The sequence below is a fragment of the Runella sp. R5_40 genome, assembly GCF_057652295.1.
The window spans coordinates 26826-43432 of record NZ_JBYFCH010000016.1; the positions used below are offsets into that span (position 1 = coordinate 26826).

A 16607-nucleotide genomic window follows, 5' to 3' on the forward strand; every position below is an offset into this window, starting at 1 on the left:
TTTTTGCGACTTACATGTTCAATTCCTTTATTACTCAAACAATCGGCTTCGGCGGCACATATCCCAGCGTACCCATACGTTCACCCATTGGGATATAATCAGCAACATCGGTAGGGGTCACGGTGGCCAAGCCGTCCACGTAGCGATTGAACATGCAAAACGTGGCCGCAATCAGCACTGTGTCATGGATTTCGCGGTCGGTGGCTCCGAGTAAGCGAGCATTGGCCACTATGTCTTCCGAAACAGTGCGGGCGTCTTCTTGAACACATTTGGCAATGGTCAACAACGCTTTCATTTTATCCGAAATCGGTGCAGTGTGGTAATCCGCCATGACTGCATCGACGACGTCTTGGTTGCTTTCAAACAGAAAACGGGCAGCGGCGGCGTGGCTACACGTACAAAAAGTACATTGATTGAGCGACGAGGTAAAGGTGGCAATCAACTCCGCGTCAGCTTGCGAAAAAGACGAATCGCCCCTCAAAAGTGCTTCCGCCAGCGCATACAAAGCCGCCCCCGTATCAGGACGATAAGCCGCCAAACTACGGATTCCAGGAAAACCTTCGGGTAATGAAATATGTGGCATAAATGTATTTTAAGTTAACAAGGGTTGTTTTTTGAATAACTTTTTACGCTTATTTCCGCCAGCGTAATGCGTTGATATTCTGGCCAATTTTAGTCCCTTCTGCGAGTCCAACGTCATTGTCGTGCCGTGTATGAATCCCCCCTTTCAAACGCGACTCCGCACATTCTTTGGCCGCCTCCCAAAATGAGCCATAGTGACGTGGCTGAAATTTCACTTCTTTTTCAAGGTACTCGGGGATGTAGTCTCCCATTGCTAACAGTTCTTCATATTTGGCAGGAAGCGGTTTGACTACGTAGTAACGTTTGGGACTGCGCCCCGCATGTGTAGCGTCGGTGAATGAAAAGTTGTCGCCGTACATTTCGGTCAACACAGTAGCCGTAGCTGCCGACTGCACAGCATGACCCGAATAAAATGCGGGGAAAGGCGGCTCTAAGAAGAACGGCAACCAATTAATCATTTCTCCCGGATACCGCTCTTTTTTCCGATGAGTTTGCCTGATAAATGACGACGGGCGCTGAACCATGTGGGCAAACTTTGCTTTCCAACAACAAATGAACGCATCTGCCACGGCCATCCCGACGCGGGCGTAAGTTTCGGCCGCTTTGATGGCATCGGCATTGCTATTCAGAATGGCGATGGTCGCCAAATGGTACGAATGCCCTGGGGGCGAGCACGTTTCGGTAGGATCATCGCCCCACCACATGACTATCGCTCGATCTTCTTCTGTTAGTTTTCTTTTTTGCTCTGCTACTTCGGTATATTGTTTATAGTACTCACTGGTGGTGTCTGTTGAGTAAACCAAAGGCTCGGGCAAAGGCAATTGGGCATTTTTTGACGAAAAAGTACGGTTCTGCCCCCACGTTGGATGCATCGGAATTTTAGAATTTGATTGACCAACAGTAGGCGGCACCCACTTCCCTTGTCCCTCTGGTCGCTTATAGTCTTTGGGGAAATTTCTCAAATGCCCCTCATGCCCACCGTCTAATTTGGCCCATTCATAGATACGATTCGCCAGCGCCCGACCGTAAGCAACCGAGGCTGCGGCGACCGCAGGCGAAACGTGGGAAGAATACTGTTGGTAAATGGCATTTTCCAACGAGTCGATGCCGCTCGTTTTTTGGGCATAACCATAAAACGCCTTCACAATGTGCGCTTGACCTGCATTCATGGCCAATTCCCACGAATAGTTCTTATTGGGTTTAGCGAGCGACAATGTATCACAAAGCGATTTCGCGATGGAACGATGCGTTGAAGACGCAGGCACCAACGTTTCGTACATCGTAAGCCCAATGTATCCCAATGCCCTGGAGCCATACGTAGGGGTATTGTTTTGCGCTTGCGCCATTACTTGCACGGTCATTTTAGCCCAAGCCGTGGGCAGCGAGGCATCTTTTAGGTTGCCTTTATCTCTGTTTTGAGCCTGAAGCAATGGCGTCACTAAAAAGATGATTCCAAGTCCCAACCAACTGCTTACTTTCGCTATTGTCTTCCGTTTTTTATCCATTTTTACCATACGTTCTACTTGTTAGGTTTTGATAAAAAACAGGCTTACCAGGCGATAAGCCTGTTTAAGTCATCAATTACCTATCAATTATTTTGTATTGTCTTTTACACTAATTCACTGGTTTCCATTTCATTGCATTCACTTTTCGGCCTACATTATACCCCATTCTCAGCCCTTCGTCGCAATCCATGCGGTAATGCACCCCGAGCAAAATCCGTGAGATGGCATTTTCATAGGCCATCTCGTTGAAATTGTGGAAGCTTCGAGGTTTCCCAATAAACTCCACCCGAAACTCATGGCTTTTATCGGTCATTTCGTACTTATAGCCAAAGATGTTTGACAATATCTCGGCGGCAACGGCCCCAAACGTCGAATGCCCCGATGGATAAGCGGGAAAGGGCGGCGTAATTCCCTTCATTTTTCTTACCGTATTGTCAAGCAGCGTTATCCATTTCGGATTGATGGAGCGATTGATGTAAGAAATCGGGCGTTCTACGTTGTAGAGGTATTTAGAATTCCAACAAGCCACACCCGCATCACTCAGCCCCATTCCTAGTTTGGCATACGTATAAACGGCCGTTTCGAGGTGGGCTTTTTCTTGTATCATTACTTGGTTAGCAATCGCAATCCAACGTGCGGCGGGCTCGAACGTCTGTTCAAAAATATCGTCGCTCCAAAACTCACCAATCCATCTATTTTCGTAATTATCTGGAAACGAGCACACTTCCAGCGCTTGCGCAAAAAACTGCGACGTGATTTGCGAACTGTATTCGATGGGTGGCTTGGCCACTTTGTCTTCTACCGTAATAGCGAAAGTGCGCGTGCGCCCCCAGTAAGGCAACAAAGCCCTCGTAAAATCGGGTTTTGTAGGTTGCCACTTTCCTACCCCCGTCGGCGGTACATAATCCGTAGGATGCGGATTCAAATACGCCTCGTGTCCATTTTTATCCGTTTTTGAATACTCAAACATGACCGAAGCCACGCTTTCGCCCAACGCCCGCGAACGCGCAAAAGTCTCCGCATCGGTTTCTGCCTGAAACTCCTTGAAGAGCGATTCGCCCAACTGGTTTATTTTTGCCTTTTGGTCGGTACTCACGTGCGGAAAAAACTTCAACATCATCGACAGGTACGAGGCATTCACTGCCGTTGGCCAATGGTACGCTTTTCCCGCTTCGGCTTTTGGTATGCTTATTCCAGCGTAATAAGGTGCAAGCGATTGGTATTCTTTTGTACCCGACACCACCGTTTCGTAAGCCGCTAAACCAATGTAGGCAAAAGCCCTCGCCGCCACGGGCGGACGGTAGCCTGGTGCATAGCGATCAAGTTCTAAAAACAATTCCCCCCATTTCAGCACGACTTTCGCGTCGTATTCATTCAGTTGTTTTTGGGGAGTAACGTCTTGGGAGCGATTACAGGCGGCCACGACCGCCATTAGCATCATCCAAGGGATCCATTTTTTTATCAACGAGTTCATAATTGATTCTTTTAGATTTGAGTCATCAAATTCTTTATCAATTATTTATGGGTTATAAAGCAACCCCTATTCGTCATCTATTTTTATTGAGAATAGCCCCCACCAAAGCGACCACAAACGCCGCTGAGAATGTCAGTAGGGCATTGCCTAAACCTCCCAAAAAGGAGACCATCGCCCCTACAAAAAAGACGGAGGTTGCCGTGAAAAATCGGCCAATGTTGAAACAAAAGCCCGTGGCTGTGGCGCGTACTGCAATCGGAAAAAGCAAGGGAATATAGCTCGAAAGCGTGCCTTGACTTATCCCAAAGAAGAGCGACAAACAGGCCATTTCGATATATACCAATTGACTAAAATGCCGATTGGTTAAAAACAATATCAAAGACAGAATAGCGCATCCCAAAAACGTTAAAATCAAGGTGGAACGAACACCCAGTTTTTTGATTAAAAAGCCCGACAGAATTCCGCCAACGATGCCTCCCGAACCGAGCAACATCATGGTAAAACCACGCTCTTGCTGACCGCTTTGCCCCTCGGGCAACAATGACTGAATCCAAGTTGGAATCCACGAAAAGATGCCCCAAAGTCCAATCAATACCGACCCAAAAATGACCATACCCATCAGCAGATTATAACGATTTGAGGTACTCCACAGGGGGGATTTCGAGGCTGTTGAAGCCATTTTCGACGCTCCCCAAGCCCATGATTCGGGAAGCCACAGCGACATGGCAAGCGCCGTCCCGATGGGAATCAGTCCTAGCCAAAACGCTTGACGCCATTCTTCAAAAAGTACGTTTAGGCCACCCGTAGCTACAATGCCAATCGGGAAAGCCACCGCCAATATGCCCAATGCGATGGGGCGAGATGATACGGGCCATATTTCTGAGATATAAACCGTTGAAATCAACAACACTCCTCCAATGCCCATTCCCGCAAAAAAACGACAAACCATCAGCGAGTACCAGTCTGGAACAAAGGCCGTTAGTAAAGTAGCCGTGCCATAAAGCCCCGTCACCAAGGTCAATGATTTTGCGCGGCCGATGCGGTCGCTTACCCAGCCAAAAAGTAGCCCTCCAAGCCCCCATCCGTATAAAAAGGCCGCGCCCACGAATGCGCCAATTTCGCCCAAACGAGCTTCCGAAATACGGGTTTCTCCCAATAGTTCTGGAATGGCCACGGGCAAATAGACCGACATGAGCGTAGCCGCAGTTCCGCCAAATAAATAGCTAATAAAACAGCACCCAAACGCCCAAAGGGGGATTTTTGACGATACCTCCCTTGTATGAATCGCTTTATACATGTGGCTTAGTGGGTATCAAACGTCAAACTCACGTAATACAAGCCCCCTACTGCTGGCGAGCCAAACGCCTGCACCACGTAGTTGTTCCCCAAATTAGAAGCACCCAACTTGAGCATCGTTTTTAGCTTCGTCAATTTGTACGAAACCTGCGCGTCAATCAAATTGTAAGCAGGAACAGGGCCTGGGCGGTTTTCAGTGAACGTACCGTACCACAAAAAGGCGTCTTGCCAGTGCCACGACACGCTAAAACCGACTTTTTCCGTTAGGCGCGCGTTGCTAAACGTGACGTTGGTTTTCCACTTGGGAGTATTAAAAGCGGGAACGTTGTTGGGGTTAGCATCCAAAATATTGAACTGCGCCCACGTGGCATTCGCGGCCAAGCGATAGCCTTTGTCCAACAACACCGTCACTCCTCCGCTGGCACCGTCGGTCGATACTTTATCGGCGGCATTGGTATATAATTGGAAGGTCTGACGCGTGGTAGTGCTCAAAATTTCTTGGGCTGCGGCAGGATTGATGCTTCCATCGGCCGCCAACACCGCCGCCGAGTTGGGGCGAATCACCACTTGATTTATCAGGAAGTTGGTGTATTTTCCGTGGTAATAACTCACATCAAACAACAAACGGTTGTTAATGGCGCCTTTGTACCCAATTTCAAACGCCTGCATTTGCTCAGGACGAATGTAGGGAACAGCCGATTTGACCAATTTGTCTTTGTGCTTCGCAACGGCCTGCGCAAACGGCGTTCCTGCGGCTGTTTCTTGTCCGAAAGCCGCCCCAAAAGCACCCACCGAAGCCGCCGTGAAGGAATTTTCGTAGGCATTAAGCCCTGCCGAGTTGGAAGGGGCACCGCCCAACAAAATCAACGGACCAACGTTCAGTTTGATGTATTGGTCAACGACCGTTGGGTTACGAAAACCCGTTTGGTAACTTACCCGAAAATTGTGGTTGGTATTGGGTGAAAAAACGGCCGAAGCTCGGGGGGTGAAGTTCCCCGCAAAACTTTGGTTTTTATCGTAACGACCTGAAACGGTCAACTTTAACTTGTCTTCAAAAAGCGTTTTCGACGCTTGTACAAACGCCCCGTATTCTTTGACCCGCACTTTATTGGTTTTGTCGTCAAACAATGTTCCGTTGGTATTCATGTCATAATAGCGCAAGTTTCCTCCTGCTTGGATGCTCACCCACTCAAAGTGCGGCGTAAAATCGTACAACCCTTCGACGTGGTACATTTTGCATAAACTCAATACGCCTGCGCCTTCCAAACCGTACAAGTGACTGTACTTGTCTTTGGCTGCGTCAAAAGCAGGTGTTCCTGGCAAAATCCGCCCTTCGTCGGCAAATGCCCGTGCTGCCGTGTGGTTTTGGGAAGTAATTCCGTTGACTTTTCCGTTGTAAGCCGCGCCATAACGCTCAAACCAAGTGGCATCTGCTTTCCCAATGGGCACCACGTTTCCGCTCAAATCTTTTACCCAAGTACGGTTGATAAATTGCCCCAACGAACGGGTATTGTACGCATTTTGGGAGTTTTCGGCCACCGAATACGCGCGGATAAAAAAGTTGGCTCCTTTCAACTCCAAACGCTGTTGCGTAAAACGAAAATCGCGCAACATGTTACGGCTACTACTGGTATAATTGGCCGTTCCTTGGTTGACGTTGATTTGGTAAATGGCCTCAATTTTATCCGAAATGCGGTAGTGAAGCGCGGCATTGGCTTTCAGGCTATATACATCGTAAGTGGTTACGTCTTTTTCCAAGTAACCCGTACGAGACACCCGTCCGATGCCTGGCAAAGTCGAAGCTACTTCGTCTCCGTAAATGTTCAGTCCGTTCTTCCCTGGGTTGTTGTTTCCTCTATTTTCAACGGGTGTATTGGGGTCAATATCGCTATAATCCGTTGCGTACCAATCGGTTCCTTTGATGTACGAAGCATTCAATTTAAACGCCAAACGGTTGTTAAAGGCTTTGGCATAACGAATTGCCGTTTCGGAAAATGGCTTCGCTCCGCCTCCATTTGGATCATTGACGTGATTGATACCCACTTTTTGCTGCACCGTAAGTCCCTGAAAATCAAACGGGCTTTTGGTTTTTGTCATCAACAAACCATTAAACGCGGTTGGGCCGTACAGTGCCGAAGCTGCCCCAGGAATTAGCTCAATCGACTCCACATCTAGGTCCGAAACCCCGAAAAAGCTCCCCGCTGCAAAACCCAAACCCGCCGATTGGTTATCGACGCCATCGGTAAGCTGCAAAAAACGGCTATTTCCGATGTTGTTAAACCCACGGGTATTGATTTGGCGCAAGGTCAACCCGCTCGTTACCATGTCCACACCTTTCAAGCTGTTTAAGGCTTCAAAAGCCGTGGCAGCGGGTGCTTGTTGGATAGCACGAGCTTCCATTTTTTCGATGGTTACGGGCGTCCTTAAACTGCTTTCTTCCACCCGCGACGCTGATACAATCACCTGATTCAGCTCGGCCACGTCCGATTTTAGGGCAATCGCCAAAGGCTGTTTTTCTTTCACCATCACTTCTTGACGTTCGTAGCCTACCATCGAAATCACCAAGGTAGCTGGCGTGGCCGTAGCCAATTCAAAATGCCCTTTGGCGTCGGTCACTGTCCCGATTACTTTTCCTTTCACCGCCACCGAAACTCCCACCAACGGCTGCTGATTTTCGGGGTCAGTGACAGTGCCTGTCAGGCGCGTTTGCTGGGCTAATAATAAATTGGTAGTCAATCCGAGACAGCTCAGAAAGACTAAAAATGATATATATTTTTTCATTGAATTTAACGATTTTGACAAAGAGGGTGCATTATTTAGGAGCCACAAAACCACCTGGTGGGCGGGTATAACCGCGTCCCACGATGCGTTCGCCCAACGTCTGGTAAAATGCTGGGTCAGATGGCGCGACCGTTGCCAATCCATCCACGTACTTGTTGTAAAGGCAAAACAACGCCGTAATCAACACCGTGTCGTGAATTTCAAGGTCGGTAGCACCCGCCAAGCGAGCGCGCTCCACCGCTTCGGTTGTTACCGATTTCCCATTGATTTGTGCCAAGGCAGCGATGTTCAGTAAAGCTTTCATTTTGTCGCTCACGGGAGCGGTTTCAAAATTTTGCTTTACCAAACGCGCCGTTTCCGATTCGCCCAGCAGCAAATCAGCAGCTTTGGTGTGCGCAGCTTCGCAAAAATTGGTGCAGTTTCGAGAAGAAACCAGCGTCGCAATCAGCTCGCGTTCGCCTTGCGTCAGGGAAGATTCTCCCCGCAGTAAAATCTGCGTAAGGTCACGAATCGGCAGCGCTGTGTCCAAACGGTATTCGAGCAGCCCTGTAATACCAGGCAGATGCTCAGGAAGAGGAATATGTGGCATGAGTTAATGTCATTGATTTTCAGGAAATAGTCAACACTCCACCCAATACCCTACAAAGGGCAAAAGGGAAACGAGCAAAACCAATAAAAGCTAAAAATCACGCTAACTCAGGTGGCGGAGAAACGACTCGCATTGTGCGAGACAAGAAAGAAGACAAAGAAGTTGTTAACGGTGTGGAGTCGGTCAGCCATTCTACTACGTAAAATACGTGTAACCGTTGAAACGAAACGTATTCTTTTAGCCACTGCCCTGCCCAAGCCTTTGACGGCTTCGGAAGTTCAGTAGTCTGATTTTTAATGTGTTGGTCAATGTGTTCTGACAACGCCTCAAAATTGGCGCGGGCGTCGCGGTTGGGTTTACATTTGATAAAAAGTGTATCATTGAGCATGATTTGCTCCACCATTTCGTAAAATTCACTCCCTGCTTGGATGGTGCCTTGGACAGGTTCGGGTGCCGTCCAATCGGTTTGGTACGGCAGCGAAACGGGCACTTTTACGGTGACAAAATCACCTTCCTGTACAGCAGAAAGAGGTTCGTCTTTTTGTACTTCAAGCGCCACATTGCCCCCCAACCAATAGACTACCGAGTAGCCTACCATGTTGTAGAGCAAGAGCCCAAAAAGTAGTATAGAGACGAACCTTTTCACGTTGCTAGTACCTTGTTTTTACTTATTTTTTCTCAGGAAAGGCCGAAACGTGTTGTTCGATAATGAGCCATTTTCCTCCTCTTTTTTCATACACAAATAAATAACGGACGGGCTTTTTTTCGCGGCTACTATCGGCGGCATTTACGTCAAACATCCACGTCCCTGAACTTGTGGCTACATCCCCAAAAATGCGAATCCGTTGGTCATTATTAACAGTCGCTACGGGCTTTTTGGCAATCAAGGTTGTCAAGAACGCTTTACGCGCTTCTGGAGTATTGGCACTATTGATAAACGTCGGAAAAAAGACCGCGTCGCTCGCATACATTGCGTTTACTCCTTCTAAGTCTCCTTTTACCAAGCCATTGTGCCAATTGGTCAATAATTGTGAAATTTCAGAGGGTGTGGTTTGGGCTGCTACAAACGTGTAACTAGCCACTGTCAAAAGTAAAGTAACGATTAGTTTCATTGTTTTTAATATGAAATCGCTCAATAAAGCGATTGTTTAAATGAGTATTAAGGTGAGTTTTTCATTGAAAGTTAAACAAGTCTTTACAAGCCAGAACCGTCGGCTTTTCCGCGAGCAATGGCGTATTCTCCAATCACTTTGCCGTGCTTTAAACCTAAGTCGCAGTCGATACGGTAGTGAATCAAGCCGTAAATACGTGAAACCGAAGCTTCCTGTGCTTGAGCGTTAAACTTCTCTGCTTGGTCTGGGAAAATATAACCCAATACCGTTGCTCCTGCGGCCGAGAACGTAGAGTGGCCTGATGTGTAAGACGGGAAGTTAGGCAAACCCACCGACGTCTTTGCCCCAAACTGCTGAGGGCGAGGCGTATAGTAATAGTATTTGGTTTCCCAACACGCAATACCCGCATCCATTTCGGCCGTTCCGAGCAAGGCCAACGTACGAGCCATTTTGATTTCGCTGAACTTAGCCTCGTGCGCTGCATTGGCAGCGGCACGGTGCCAGTGGCCTGGAGGCGTGTAGCTACCTGCTCCGTCGGCCCAGTAGTTGGCGATGCGCGCTTGTTCGCGCGTTTGTTTATTTTGGATGCTTTTCAACTCATCCAACTCTTTTTGCCATTCTGCCGAACCTACTACGTACGGCATCACGGGACGAATTTGCTCCAACGTTTTACGGTCAAAATTCCACGTTTGTACTGCTCCGAAGTTAGGCAACATCGGCGGACGAGCAGGCGCTTCTTGGCTTACCCACGGCTCTTTGATACCACGGCTTTTGGCCGCTTCAATCATACCTGCGGTCAGTGCTTGGTTGTTAGCAGCCCCCATTCCATCGGTTCTAGCACGTCCCATTACTTTGGCCGCTACCGCATTGCCGAGGTTGGTACCTGCTGTCAAATCAGAGGTAACGTTCATCCCTGCCCACTGACGACTCGCCAAATGTTCCTTTAATTTTGCATCCAAATAGGGTACTTCACCAGGAAACATCGCCTTTAAAATCGTCACCGAAGCTGCCGCCACCACCGCATCTTCTGAAGGGTAACTTGGCAAAGCCGATACAGGCAACGCTGCGGGAATACTTGCATCCACTTTTGAGGGAGCAGAACGCTTAAATTTGTACTTAAAATTCCACGCCGACACCAACGCATCGTACTGAGCTACTGACAAATACGCCAACGCACGCGATGTATAAGGCGGGTTAGCAAACGGAAATTTAGGGTCAGCCAATGGATTTGCCGCATCGGGTACAGGATATTTTCCGTCGGCATTAGATGCGGGAGGAATATTATAACGCGCCGCTAACTCACGGGCAATTTCGTTCCAACGATACACCGCTCCAGCTCCCCAATACACCACGGCTTCTTTTTGCTCTTGGCTCAGGTTACTGGCCAAACCTTTCAAAGCGCTTAATTCGGCCACATAATCCGATGACGTTACGGCCGTAGGTGCAGGTACACTGATTTCCTCAGCAGAAGCCAACAAATAGGTTTTCCACGCCCCTGCTTTTTCATCGACACTGGCAGGGGTATAGCCTACTCGTTGTGGTTCTTCAATGGTTTTATCACAGGCAAACACGCCCACTAAAATTGCCAGCGTAATGCCGCTATATTTCAAATATGGAAAATATTTTTTCATGGCCATTATTACTTTTTGAAATTAAACAAATACAATACCCCTACCATTATGCTCGTACTTTGTCCCATGTTGAGGCCGTTGGTTACGTAGCTTACGCGGGCGTTCATTCCCAAGGCTTTGGGCTGAAGTTTTCCGTACCAGCCCACGGTAGTGGCTTCCATGTTGTTGGTTGGGAAAGGCATGTCATTGCGGCGAATATTATCCCCGTTTACACAAGAGAAGTTCTCCACAAACACTTCTGTTTGCCATTTTCTTTTCAAAATCCCTACCCTTGCGCCCCAATCGGTGGCATTAGGAACACTCACTTCGTTGGTATTATAGACACGGTCATCGGCCTGATACGCATCCCGATCCACGTGAATGTTGCTGCGCCATGAGTACGTCCAATGCCCCGTCACATACGCCCCTGATTTGTGCTGAAAGCTAGGCAAAATACGCGCTGACACCGTACGGCACTGAAGCCCAATCGACATCGGTAAAAAGTCGGGCACGTACTTACTCACTGGGATAGAAGCTCCAATTAAACCATTTAAGGAGAATCCTTTCACATCAACAGCTTTCCACTTGAGCCATCCCGACAAATCTTGTAAACCTTTCTGTCCCATCAAGTTACCTGCCGATGTTTGTGTCCAAACATAAGGCAAAGCCAACATCACGTTTAGGCGATTGCTCACCCCAATGGCTGGCATCACCATCACGCTCTGAGTGGTATGCGTGCCAATGTTGAGGTTTTCGCGCTTGAGGGTATTTTCCCAGTATTCTTTCCAAGAACTATTGGTGTACATGGTAGCTACACACACCTGCCCTTTCGACATGTAGATCGCGTCGTTGGGCATCTGGGCCATGGCCGACAATGAGAAGCAAATTGCTGCTATCGTCGATAAAAGAGGTAACTTTTTCATTCAATAATCTATTAATACGTAATTATAATTCATCAAAAAATATAACGCTATACCTATACGTTAGAACCAGCGACTAATGTTTACCGAAACCAAGTAGTCGGCAAATGCTGCATCTCCGTGACGTACCCCAAGTGGGTCGAGGCGGTCAGAATAGCTTCTAGTACGGTTGCGGTAAAGTGCATAAGGCACCGTAGCGGCGGCCGAAAATTTACCCTTCATAAAAGCAACACCAGGTTCTACCGAAATAATGTAGCCTGGGCGGCGGAAACCGCTGCTTCCACCGATGGCATCAATGGCAGGAACTCCTTCGGCACGACCACCCAACATCACCGAGAAATATTTGGCAAACGTTTGGCTCACGCCCGCACGCGCTGCAAATTGGTCAGCCACTGAAAATGTCCCCGTGACTAAATCAATGGTAGTAGCTTCTGGGCTACGTACGACACCGTTGGTTTCTTTGGGGTTAAACAAATAAAATCCGTTGAAATAAGCCGTTGTTGTTTTAGCAATTTGCCAATAACCTTGGGTTTCTAAGCTAAAACCTACGCCACCATCCCCCAACTGAATCGACTGGTCAACGGGTTTGACGATGGTATAATCTTGTTTTTCTTTATTGAGTTTGTGAAACGCGTCGGTAACGTGGTAGTTGCCCGTTGGCAATTTAAGACCACCACCGATGGCAAAATTAAACTTTGGTAGTTTGTAAGGATTTATCATCCAATACGTTGCCGAGATACGTACGTCGCCAATACCCTGCGATTTTGTGTGAAAACGTTTTTGATCAGGATTGCCACTGACTGCATTTCCATAATGTTCGTAAAGCGAAGAACGGTCGTTGTATTGAATGGGCAAATTAACCCCCAAAGACAAACGGGCGTTGGGTTGGTAGCTAATTCCCAAATCTAGTGCGTGCGACAAGTTGATTACTTCTGTTCCCTGTTCTACGCGGTGTTTTTGCTCTTCATCGCCCACAAAGTGTTTGTACGAACGAAAATAGCGGTAGCCCATGTTGACCTGCCACTGGGCATTTTTTTGTTTAAAATATTCGGAAGATGTAAGCGAATTAGTAGCTGCACAACTCATGTGACGAACCGCTACGCAACCTTGCGAAAAGCTTTCATTGGCTAAAAATAAACCGATTAGAGAGTATATAATTTTTTTCATCTGGTTATGATAATCTTAGGCTTCCGTGTACAAACGAGGAGCTACGTCAGAAAGCAATTTGCTCAATAACGACGGCCTTTCGTCAGCTTACGAAAGAGGGTTGTTGAAAATGATTTGTTTTCAACCCAGCATTAACATAGATGAATTTGTTACAGGAGCGTTATTGTACTACCTTTTCTAGCTGCGCCATTGGCAAAGCACACCCCACTGGCGGTATGTCTTTTACCGATGTTTCACTGGTTGTTGAAAGGCTAAACGTACGAACTTCGTTCGGACGAGTACATAATTGCGCGCTTTTACTAGACCACTTTTTAGCTGCTTGCGTATCTCTACAGGTAAGCAGAGCCGTAGCCAATAGTAATAGTACCCCTATAAGTGTCTTCATTATGAGCTTGGGTTAATGAAAAATGGTTGTCAATAGGCGATAAATAGCCTATTTGAATGAGCTACCCTTGAGGCAGTCTTCACCCATAGTTTTCATTAAACGTGCTCTGGAGGCGGACAATGAAGCAATAAAACAGCTTGAAGCAATGAATGTGTTGGTGTGGCATAGTTCTCTTGGCTCAAAGTTTTAATCACCTGAGCAGTAGGCCATTCCATGATAGAAGTGGGAAGATAAACTTTCAATAAATCGGACAAGAGTTTCACCGCTTTCCCCATTGGGCTATCGGGCGACTGCGCCGTTTGGTCGGTCATCTCTTGAATTTGATCGGCCAACTCAAAAAAGCGATCACGCGCTGTTTGGTTGGTTTTCATAGTTACGTACAAAGTATCATTTTCGTGACGTTGTTCGGTCACGTTATAAAACTCATCCCCATGTCTGATTAATCCTTCCTGCCCTTGCGCATTTTCCCAGGTTGTATTATAAGGAAGCGTAGGGAGGTGCATTTTGAGGGTTTGCCACTCGTCGTTTGCGGCGGTCGGCGATGCTGTTCTAAAATCCTTGTCAAAAAGCAAAACGGTTACTGTCAGCCCAAACATATTGTAGAGCAGCAGTAGTAGGAGACCGATTGCAGTTAATTTTTTCAAGGAATAATGAAATTTTACCCCAAAGGTATTGAAAACTTTAAAATACTATCATACAAACAATAACAATTTTCGTGCCTAACTTCTCACAAATACCACCAATATTGAATATCATTCCAATTAATTGTGTGATAAATATTAAGTTGGAGCAGGTTAAAGAAACGATAGTCTTGGGCTTTATTACGTACCAAAGCCTGAAAACAATATCCCAATTCGGCCCGAGTCAGTCCAAAATTATATCCTCCGCCGAGGTGCATCCAGTTTTCCGAAACCAATGACCCGTTGCGTGAGCTCACTGGACCGTTTGTTGCTCCTTTAAAGTATAAAAATGCTTCGTTAGAGGCCGACAAGAAAAAGCCTTGTTTTTCTTTTTTGGGATCGTACAAAGGCAAAGTTGCCCATACTTGATAACGTCCAATGGACGCCTGAGAAGTGATACGGGTCTGTAAGTTAGTGGGTTGCCGCCACTCGAAGCGGCCACGGTGGGTTATGATAAAATTCCCAAGTTTGTGTTGGTATGTCGCTTGCGCTATCAGGCGATGTTCGTTTTCGCGGAGTCCAAAAATACTGTGTCTCCCAAACGCGTACCCAGCGGCAATCGTTAGCGGTTTTGACACCTGATAAGTTGCCAAGCCGTGTAAAACAAGGTGCGTGTGCCCACTTGGAAAACGTTTTCCATCGACGGTCTGGCTAAAGGCATTCATCACCGAAGAGGCATTTATATTGTACCCTAGCTTTTTGGTGAATTTCCCTGCTTGGGAATAACTAGGCGAAATTCCGTATAGCATTAAATCTTGGGCTTGAGTAGCAATGCTCAATGCACACCCTAACACTAGAAGTAGCTTTTTCATCAAATAATGGGTCTTAATATGGTATAGAAAACCCTTCACAAAGAGCGTGCCAAAAAACTCCGCGATTCGTTTGTATCTTTGCCCCCATGAGAATCTTGAATATTTGCGCTTATACCTGGGCCATTGGTGGCCCCGCCCGAATCATTTACGACCATACCACGGTGGTGCTCAAGCTAGGGCATGAAGTTGATATTTTGAGCCCGATTACACCAGGCGACAAGGTGTATCCTGCCCCCGAAGGTGCCCGCGTCATTGTGTGCAAGCGCACGACGCCCATAAGCCGCGTTTTTCCCGAATTCTCGCTCGAAGCCTGGGATTATCTTCGACAACATATTCACGAATACGACGTGGTGCATTGCCACGGAATTTGGCATTTTGGAAGTGTAGCGCCGTTTTTGTTTAAAAATAACACCCCAAAGGCCATCACCATCCACGGCTTGCTCGACAAATGGGCGATAAATCACGGTTATTGGAAAAAGAAGTTATTTGGAATCTTGTTCCAAAAACGTTTTTTGAAAAAAGCGCAATTGATTCAAATCAATAACCACGACGAACTCAACGACTTGCGCCAATTTTTAGGTTTTCAGCATCCTAACGTAGCTATTATCCCCAACGGTATGCAGTTGGATGAATTGGCACACTTACCTCCAAAAGGGACATTCCGAAGCCAATTTAACTTGCCCACTGATAAAAAACTGGTTTTGTTTATGGGACGCTTGAACATCAAAAAAGGCTTGGATTTGTTGTTACCTGCGTTTAAAAAATATACCGAAAAGCATAATGATGCCTTGCTAATTTTGGCAGGCCCCGACGACGGCTACCAAGCCGAAACGGAGCGGTTTATTGCCGAACATCAATTGCAGGATAAGATGATTATGGTAGGGATGCTGACGGGTGAAGCCAAAAAAGCAGCTTTGGCCGATGCCGATATTTTTACGCTTCCCTCCTACTCCGAAGGCTTTTCCATTGCCGCCCTCGAAGCCATGACGGCGGGCGTGCCATCCCTCGTTTCAGACCGCATTGGATTTGACGGAACAGTGGCAAAATACAATGCCGCCCATGAAGCCCCACTTACTGTCGAAGATGTTTACGAGGGATTAAGAACAATGCTCCAAAACCCTAAATATGGCCAAATACTAGCCCAAAACGCCAAAAAGATGGTCTGGGAGCTTTACGACATCAACATTGTGGCGGGGAATTTGGCCAAGGAATTTGAGAAAATTCGTCGAAAATAAGCCAACTTTCGGGAAGCTTCGAGCTTCCCGAAAGTTTTATACGTGCAACACCCCGTCGAGTCCCAATTCAGCAATTGGCTGGAGGTTTTCCTCGACGATGCTATCGGGAACGAAGATAAATTTCTTGTCAAAAATCTTACTGCCGACGTAAAAACTCACCCAATACTCATTATTAAGGTGAAATACATCGGGCATGATGGTTTCTACTTGAACCCACTGCCCCGCCCCGATTTCAGTAAAAAAGTGGCGTAAGGTAGAGGTGCGTTCTTGGTCGGCTTTCGATTTAGCATCATCGCCCGAATACCCTCTGGAAGTCACAAAAACGTTGGTGATGGTCGTTTCATTCTGATTTATCAAATACACGCCCCACTCGGCTTCGTTTAGTTCGTTGAAACGGCGGGCAATGGTCACCACAACACCCTCAACGGGGGTAAAATCAATGTCTTTTTTCATATTCTT

Annotated in this window: 16 protein-coding genes; 1 reads left to right on the plus strand and 15 read right to left on the minus strand. The window is 47.1% G+C overall.

Features of this window, described 5'->3' with window-relative positions; all coding sequences use genetic code 11:
• Nucleotides 1-34: 34 nt before the first annotated feature.
• From AC23N5_RS22075 to AC23N5_RS22140, 14 genes are all read right to left on the minus strand, one after another.
• Nucleotides 35-583, minus strand: coding sequence for a carboxymuconolactone decarboxylase family protein (locus AC23N5_RS22075; RefSeq protein ID WP_487757284.1), 549 nt, complete (start codon nucleotides 581-583; stop codon nucleotides 35-37).
• A 49-nt stretch (nucleotides 584-632) separates the two neighbouring features.
• Nucleotides 633-2087 carry a vanadium-dependent haloperoxidase gene (locus tag AC23N5_RS22080; RefSeq protein WP_487757285.1) on the minus strand — a complete coding sequence of 485 codons (1455 nt, stop codon included), beginning with the start codon at nucleotides 2085-2087 and terminating at the stop codon, nucleotides 633-635.
• A gap of 109 nt (nucleotides 2088-2196) precedes the next feature.
• A complete protein-coding gene (locus tag AC23N5_RS22085; protein ID WP_487757286.1) occupies nucleotides 2197-3561 on the minus strand; it encodes a vanadium-dependent haloperoxidase in 1365 nt (454 codons plus the stop codon).
• Nucleotides 3562-3634: 73 nt separating this feature from the next.
• Complete coding sequence (locus tag AC23N5_RS22090; RefSeq protein WP_487757287.1) at nucleotides 3635-4858, minus strand: MFS transporter; 1224 nt, start codon at nucleotides 4856-4858, stop codon at nucleotides 3635-3637.
• Between the two features lie 5 nt (nucleotides 4859-4863).
• Nucleotides 4864-7638, minus strand: coding sequence for a TonB-dependent receptor (locus AC23N5_RS22095; RefSeq protein WP_487757288.1), 2775 nt, complete (start codon nucleotides 7636-7638; stop codon nucleotides 4864-4866).
• Between the two features lie 31 nt (nucleotides 7639-7669).
• Nucleotides 7670-8227: a carboxymuconolactone decarboxylase family protein gene (locus AC23N5_RS22100; RefSeq protein ID WP_183973941.1), complete on the minus strand. Its 558-nt coding sequence runs from the start codon at nucleotides 8225-8227 to the stop codon at nucleotides 7670-7672.
• Between the two features lie 97 nt (nucleotides 8228-8324).
• Nucleotides 8325-8873 (minus strand): hypothetical protein, encoded by a 549-nt coding sequence (locus AC23N5_RS22105; RefSeq protein ID WP_487757289.1) that lies wholly within the window; start codon nucleotides 8871-8873, stop codon nucleotides 8325-8327.
• 22 nt (nucleotides 8874-8895) lie between these two features.
• Complete coding sequence (locus AC23N5_RS22110) at nucleotides 8896-9339, minus strand: SgcJ/EcaC family oxidoreductase (protein ID WP_487757290.1); 444 nt, start codon at nucleotides 9337-9339, stop codon at nucleotides 8896-8898.
• Between the two features lie 83 nt (nucleotides 9340-9422).
• A complete protein-coding gene (locus AC23N5_RS22115) occupies nucleotides 9423-10970 on the minus strand; it encodes a vanadium-dependent haloperoxidase (protein WP_487757291.1) in 1548 nt (515 codons plus the stop codon).
• An 8-nt stretch (nucleotides 10971-10978) separates the two neighbouring features.
• The gene (locus tag AC23N5_RS22120; RefSeq protein ID WP_487757292.1) at nucleotides 10979-11872 is read right to left on the minus strand and encodes a hypothetical protein; all 894 of its coding nucleotides are present in this window, start codon (nucleotides 11870-11872) and stop codon (nucleotides 10979-10981) included.
• Between the two features lie 60 nt (nucleotides 11873-11932).
• On the minus strand, nucleotides 11933-13036 hold the full coding sequence (locus tag AC23N5_RS22125; RefSeq protein WP_487757293.1) for a hypothetical protein: 1104 nt from the start codon (nucleotides 13034-13036) through the stop codon (nucleotides 11933-11935).
• Nucleotides 13037-13196: 160 nt separating this feature from the next.
• Nucleotides 13197-13421 carry a hypothetical protein gene (locus AC23N5_RS22130; RefSeq protein ID WP_487757294.1) on the minus strand — a complete coding sequence of 75 codons (225 nt, stop codon included), beginning with the start codon at nucleotides 13419-13421 and terminating at the stop codon, nucleotides 13197-13199.
• Nucleotides 13422-13516: 95 nt separating this feature from the next.
• Nucleotides 13517-14065, minus strand: coding sequence for a hypothetical protein (locus AC23N5_RS22135; protein WP_183973929.1), 549 nt, complete (start codon nucleotides 14063-14065; stop codon nucleotides 13517-13519).
• A gap of 83 nt (nucleotides 14066-14148) precedes the next feature.
• Nucleotides 14149-14913 (minus strand): DUF2490 domain-containing protein, encoded by a 765-nt coding sequence (locus AC23N5_RS22140; RefSeq protein WP_487757295.1) that lies wholly within the window; start codon nucleotides 14911-14913, stop codon nucleotides 14149-14151.
• An 86-nt stretch (nucleotides 14914-14999) separates the two neighbouring features.
• On the opposite strand from AC23N5_RS22140, the gene AC23N5_RS22145 reads away from it, so the two are divergent.
• Nucleotides 15000-16148 (plus strand): glycosyltransferase, encoded by a 1149-nt coding sequence (locus tag AC23N5_RS22145; protein WP_487757296.1) that lies wholly within the window; start codon nucleotides 15000-15002, stop codon nucleotides 16146-16148.
• Nucleotides 16149-16184: 36 nt separating this feature from the next.
• On the opposite strand, the gene AC23N5_RS22150 is transcribed toward AC23N5_RS22145, so the two are convergent.
• Nucleotides 16185-16601 (minus strand): hypothetical protein, encoded by a 417-nt coding sequence (locus AC23N5_RS22150; protein ID WP_183973926.1) that lies wholly within the window; start codon nucleotides 16599-16601, stop codon nucleotides 16185-16187.
• Nucleotides 16602-16607: the final 6 nt, after the last annotated feature.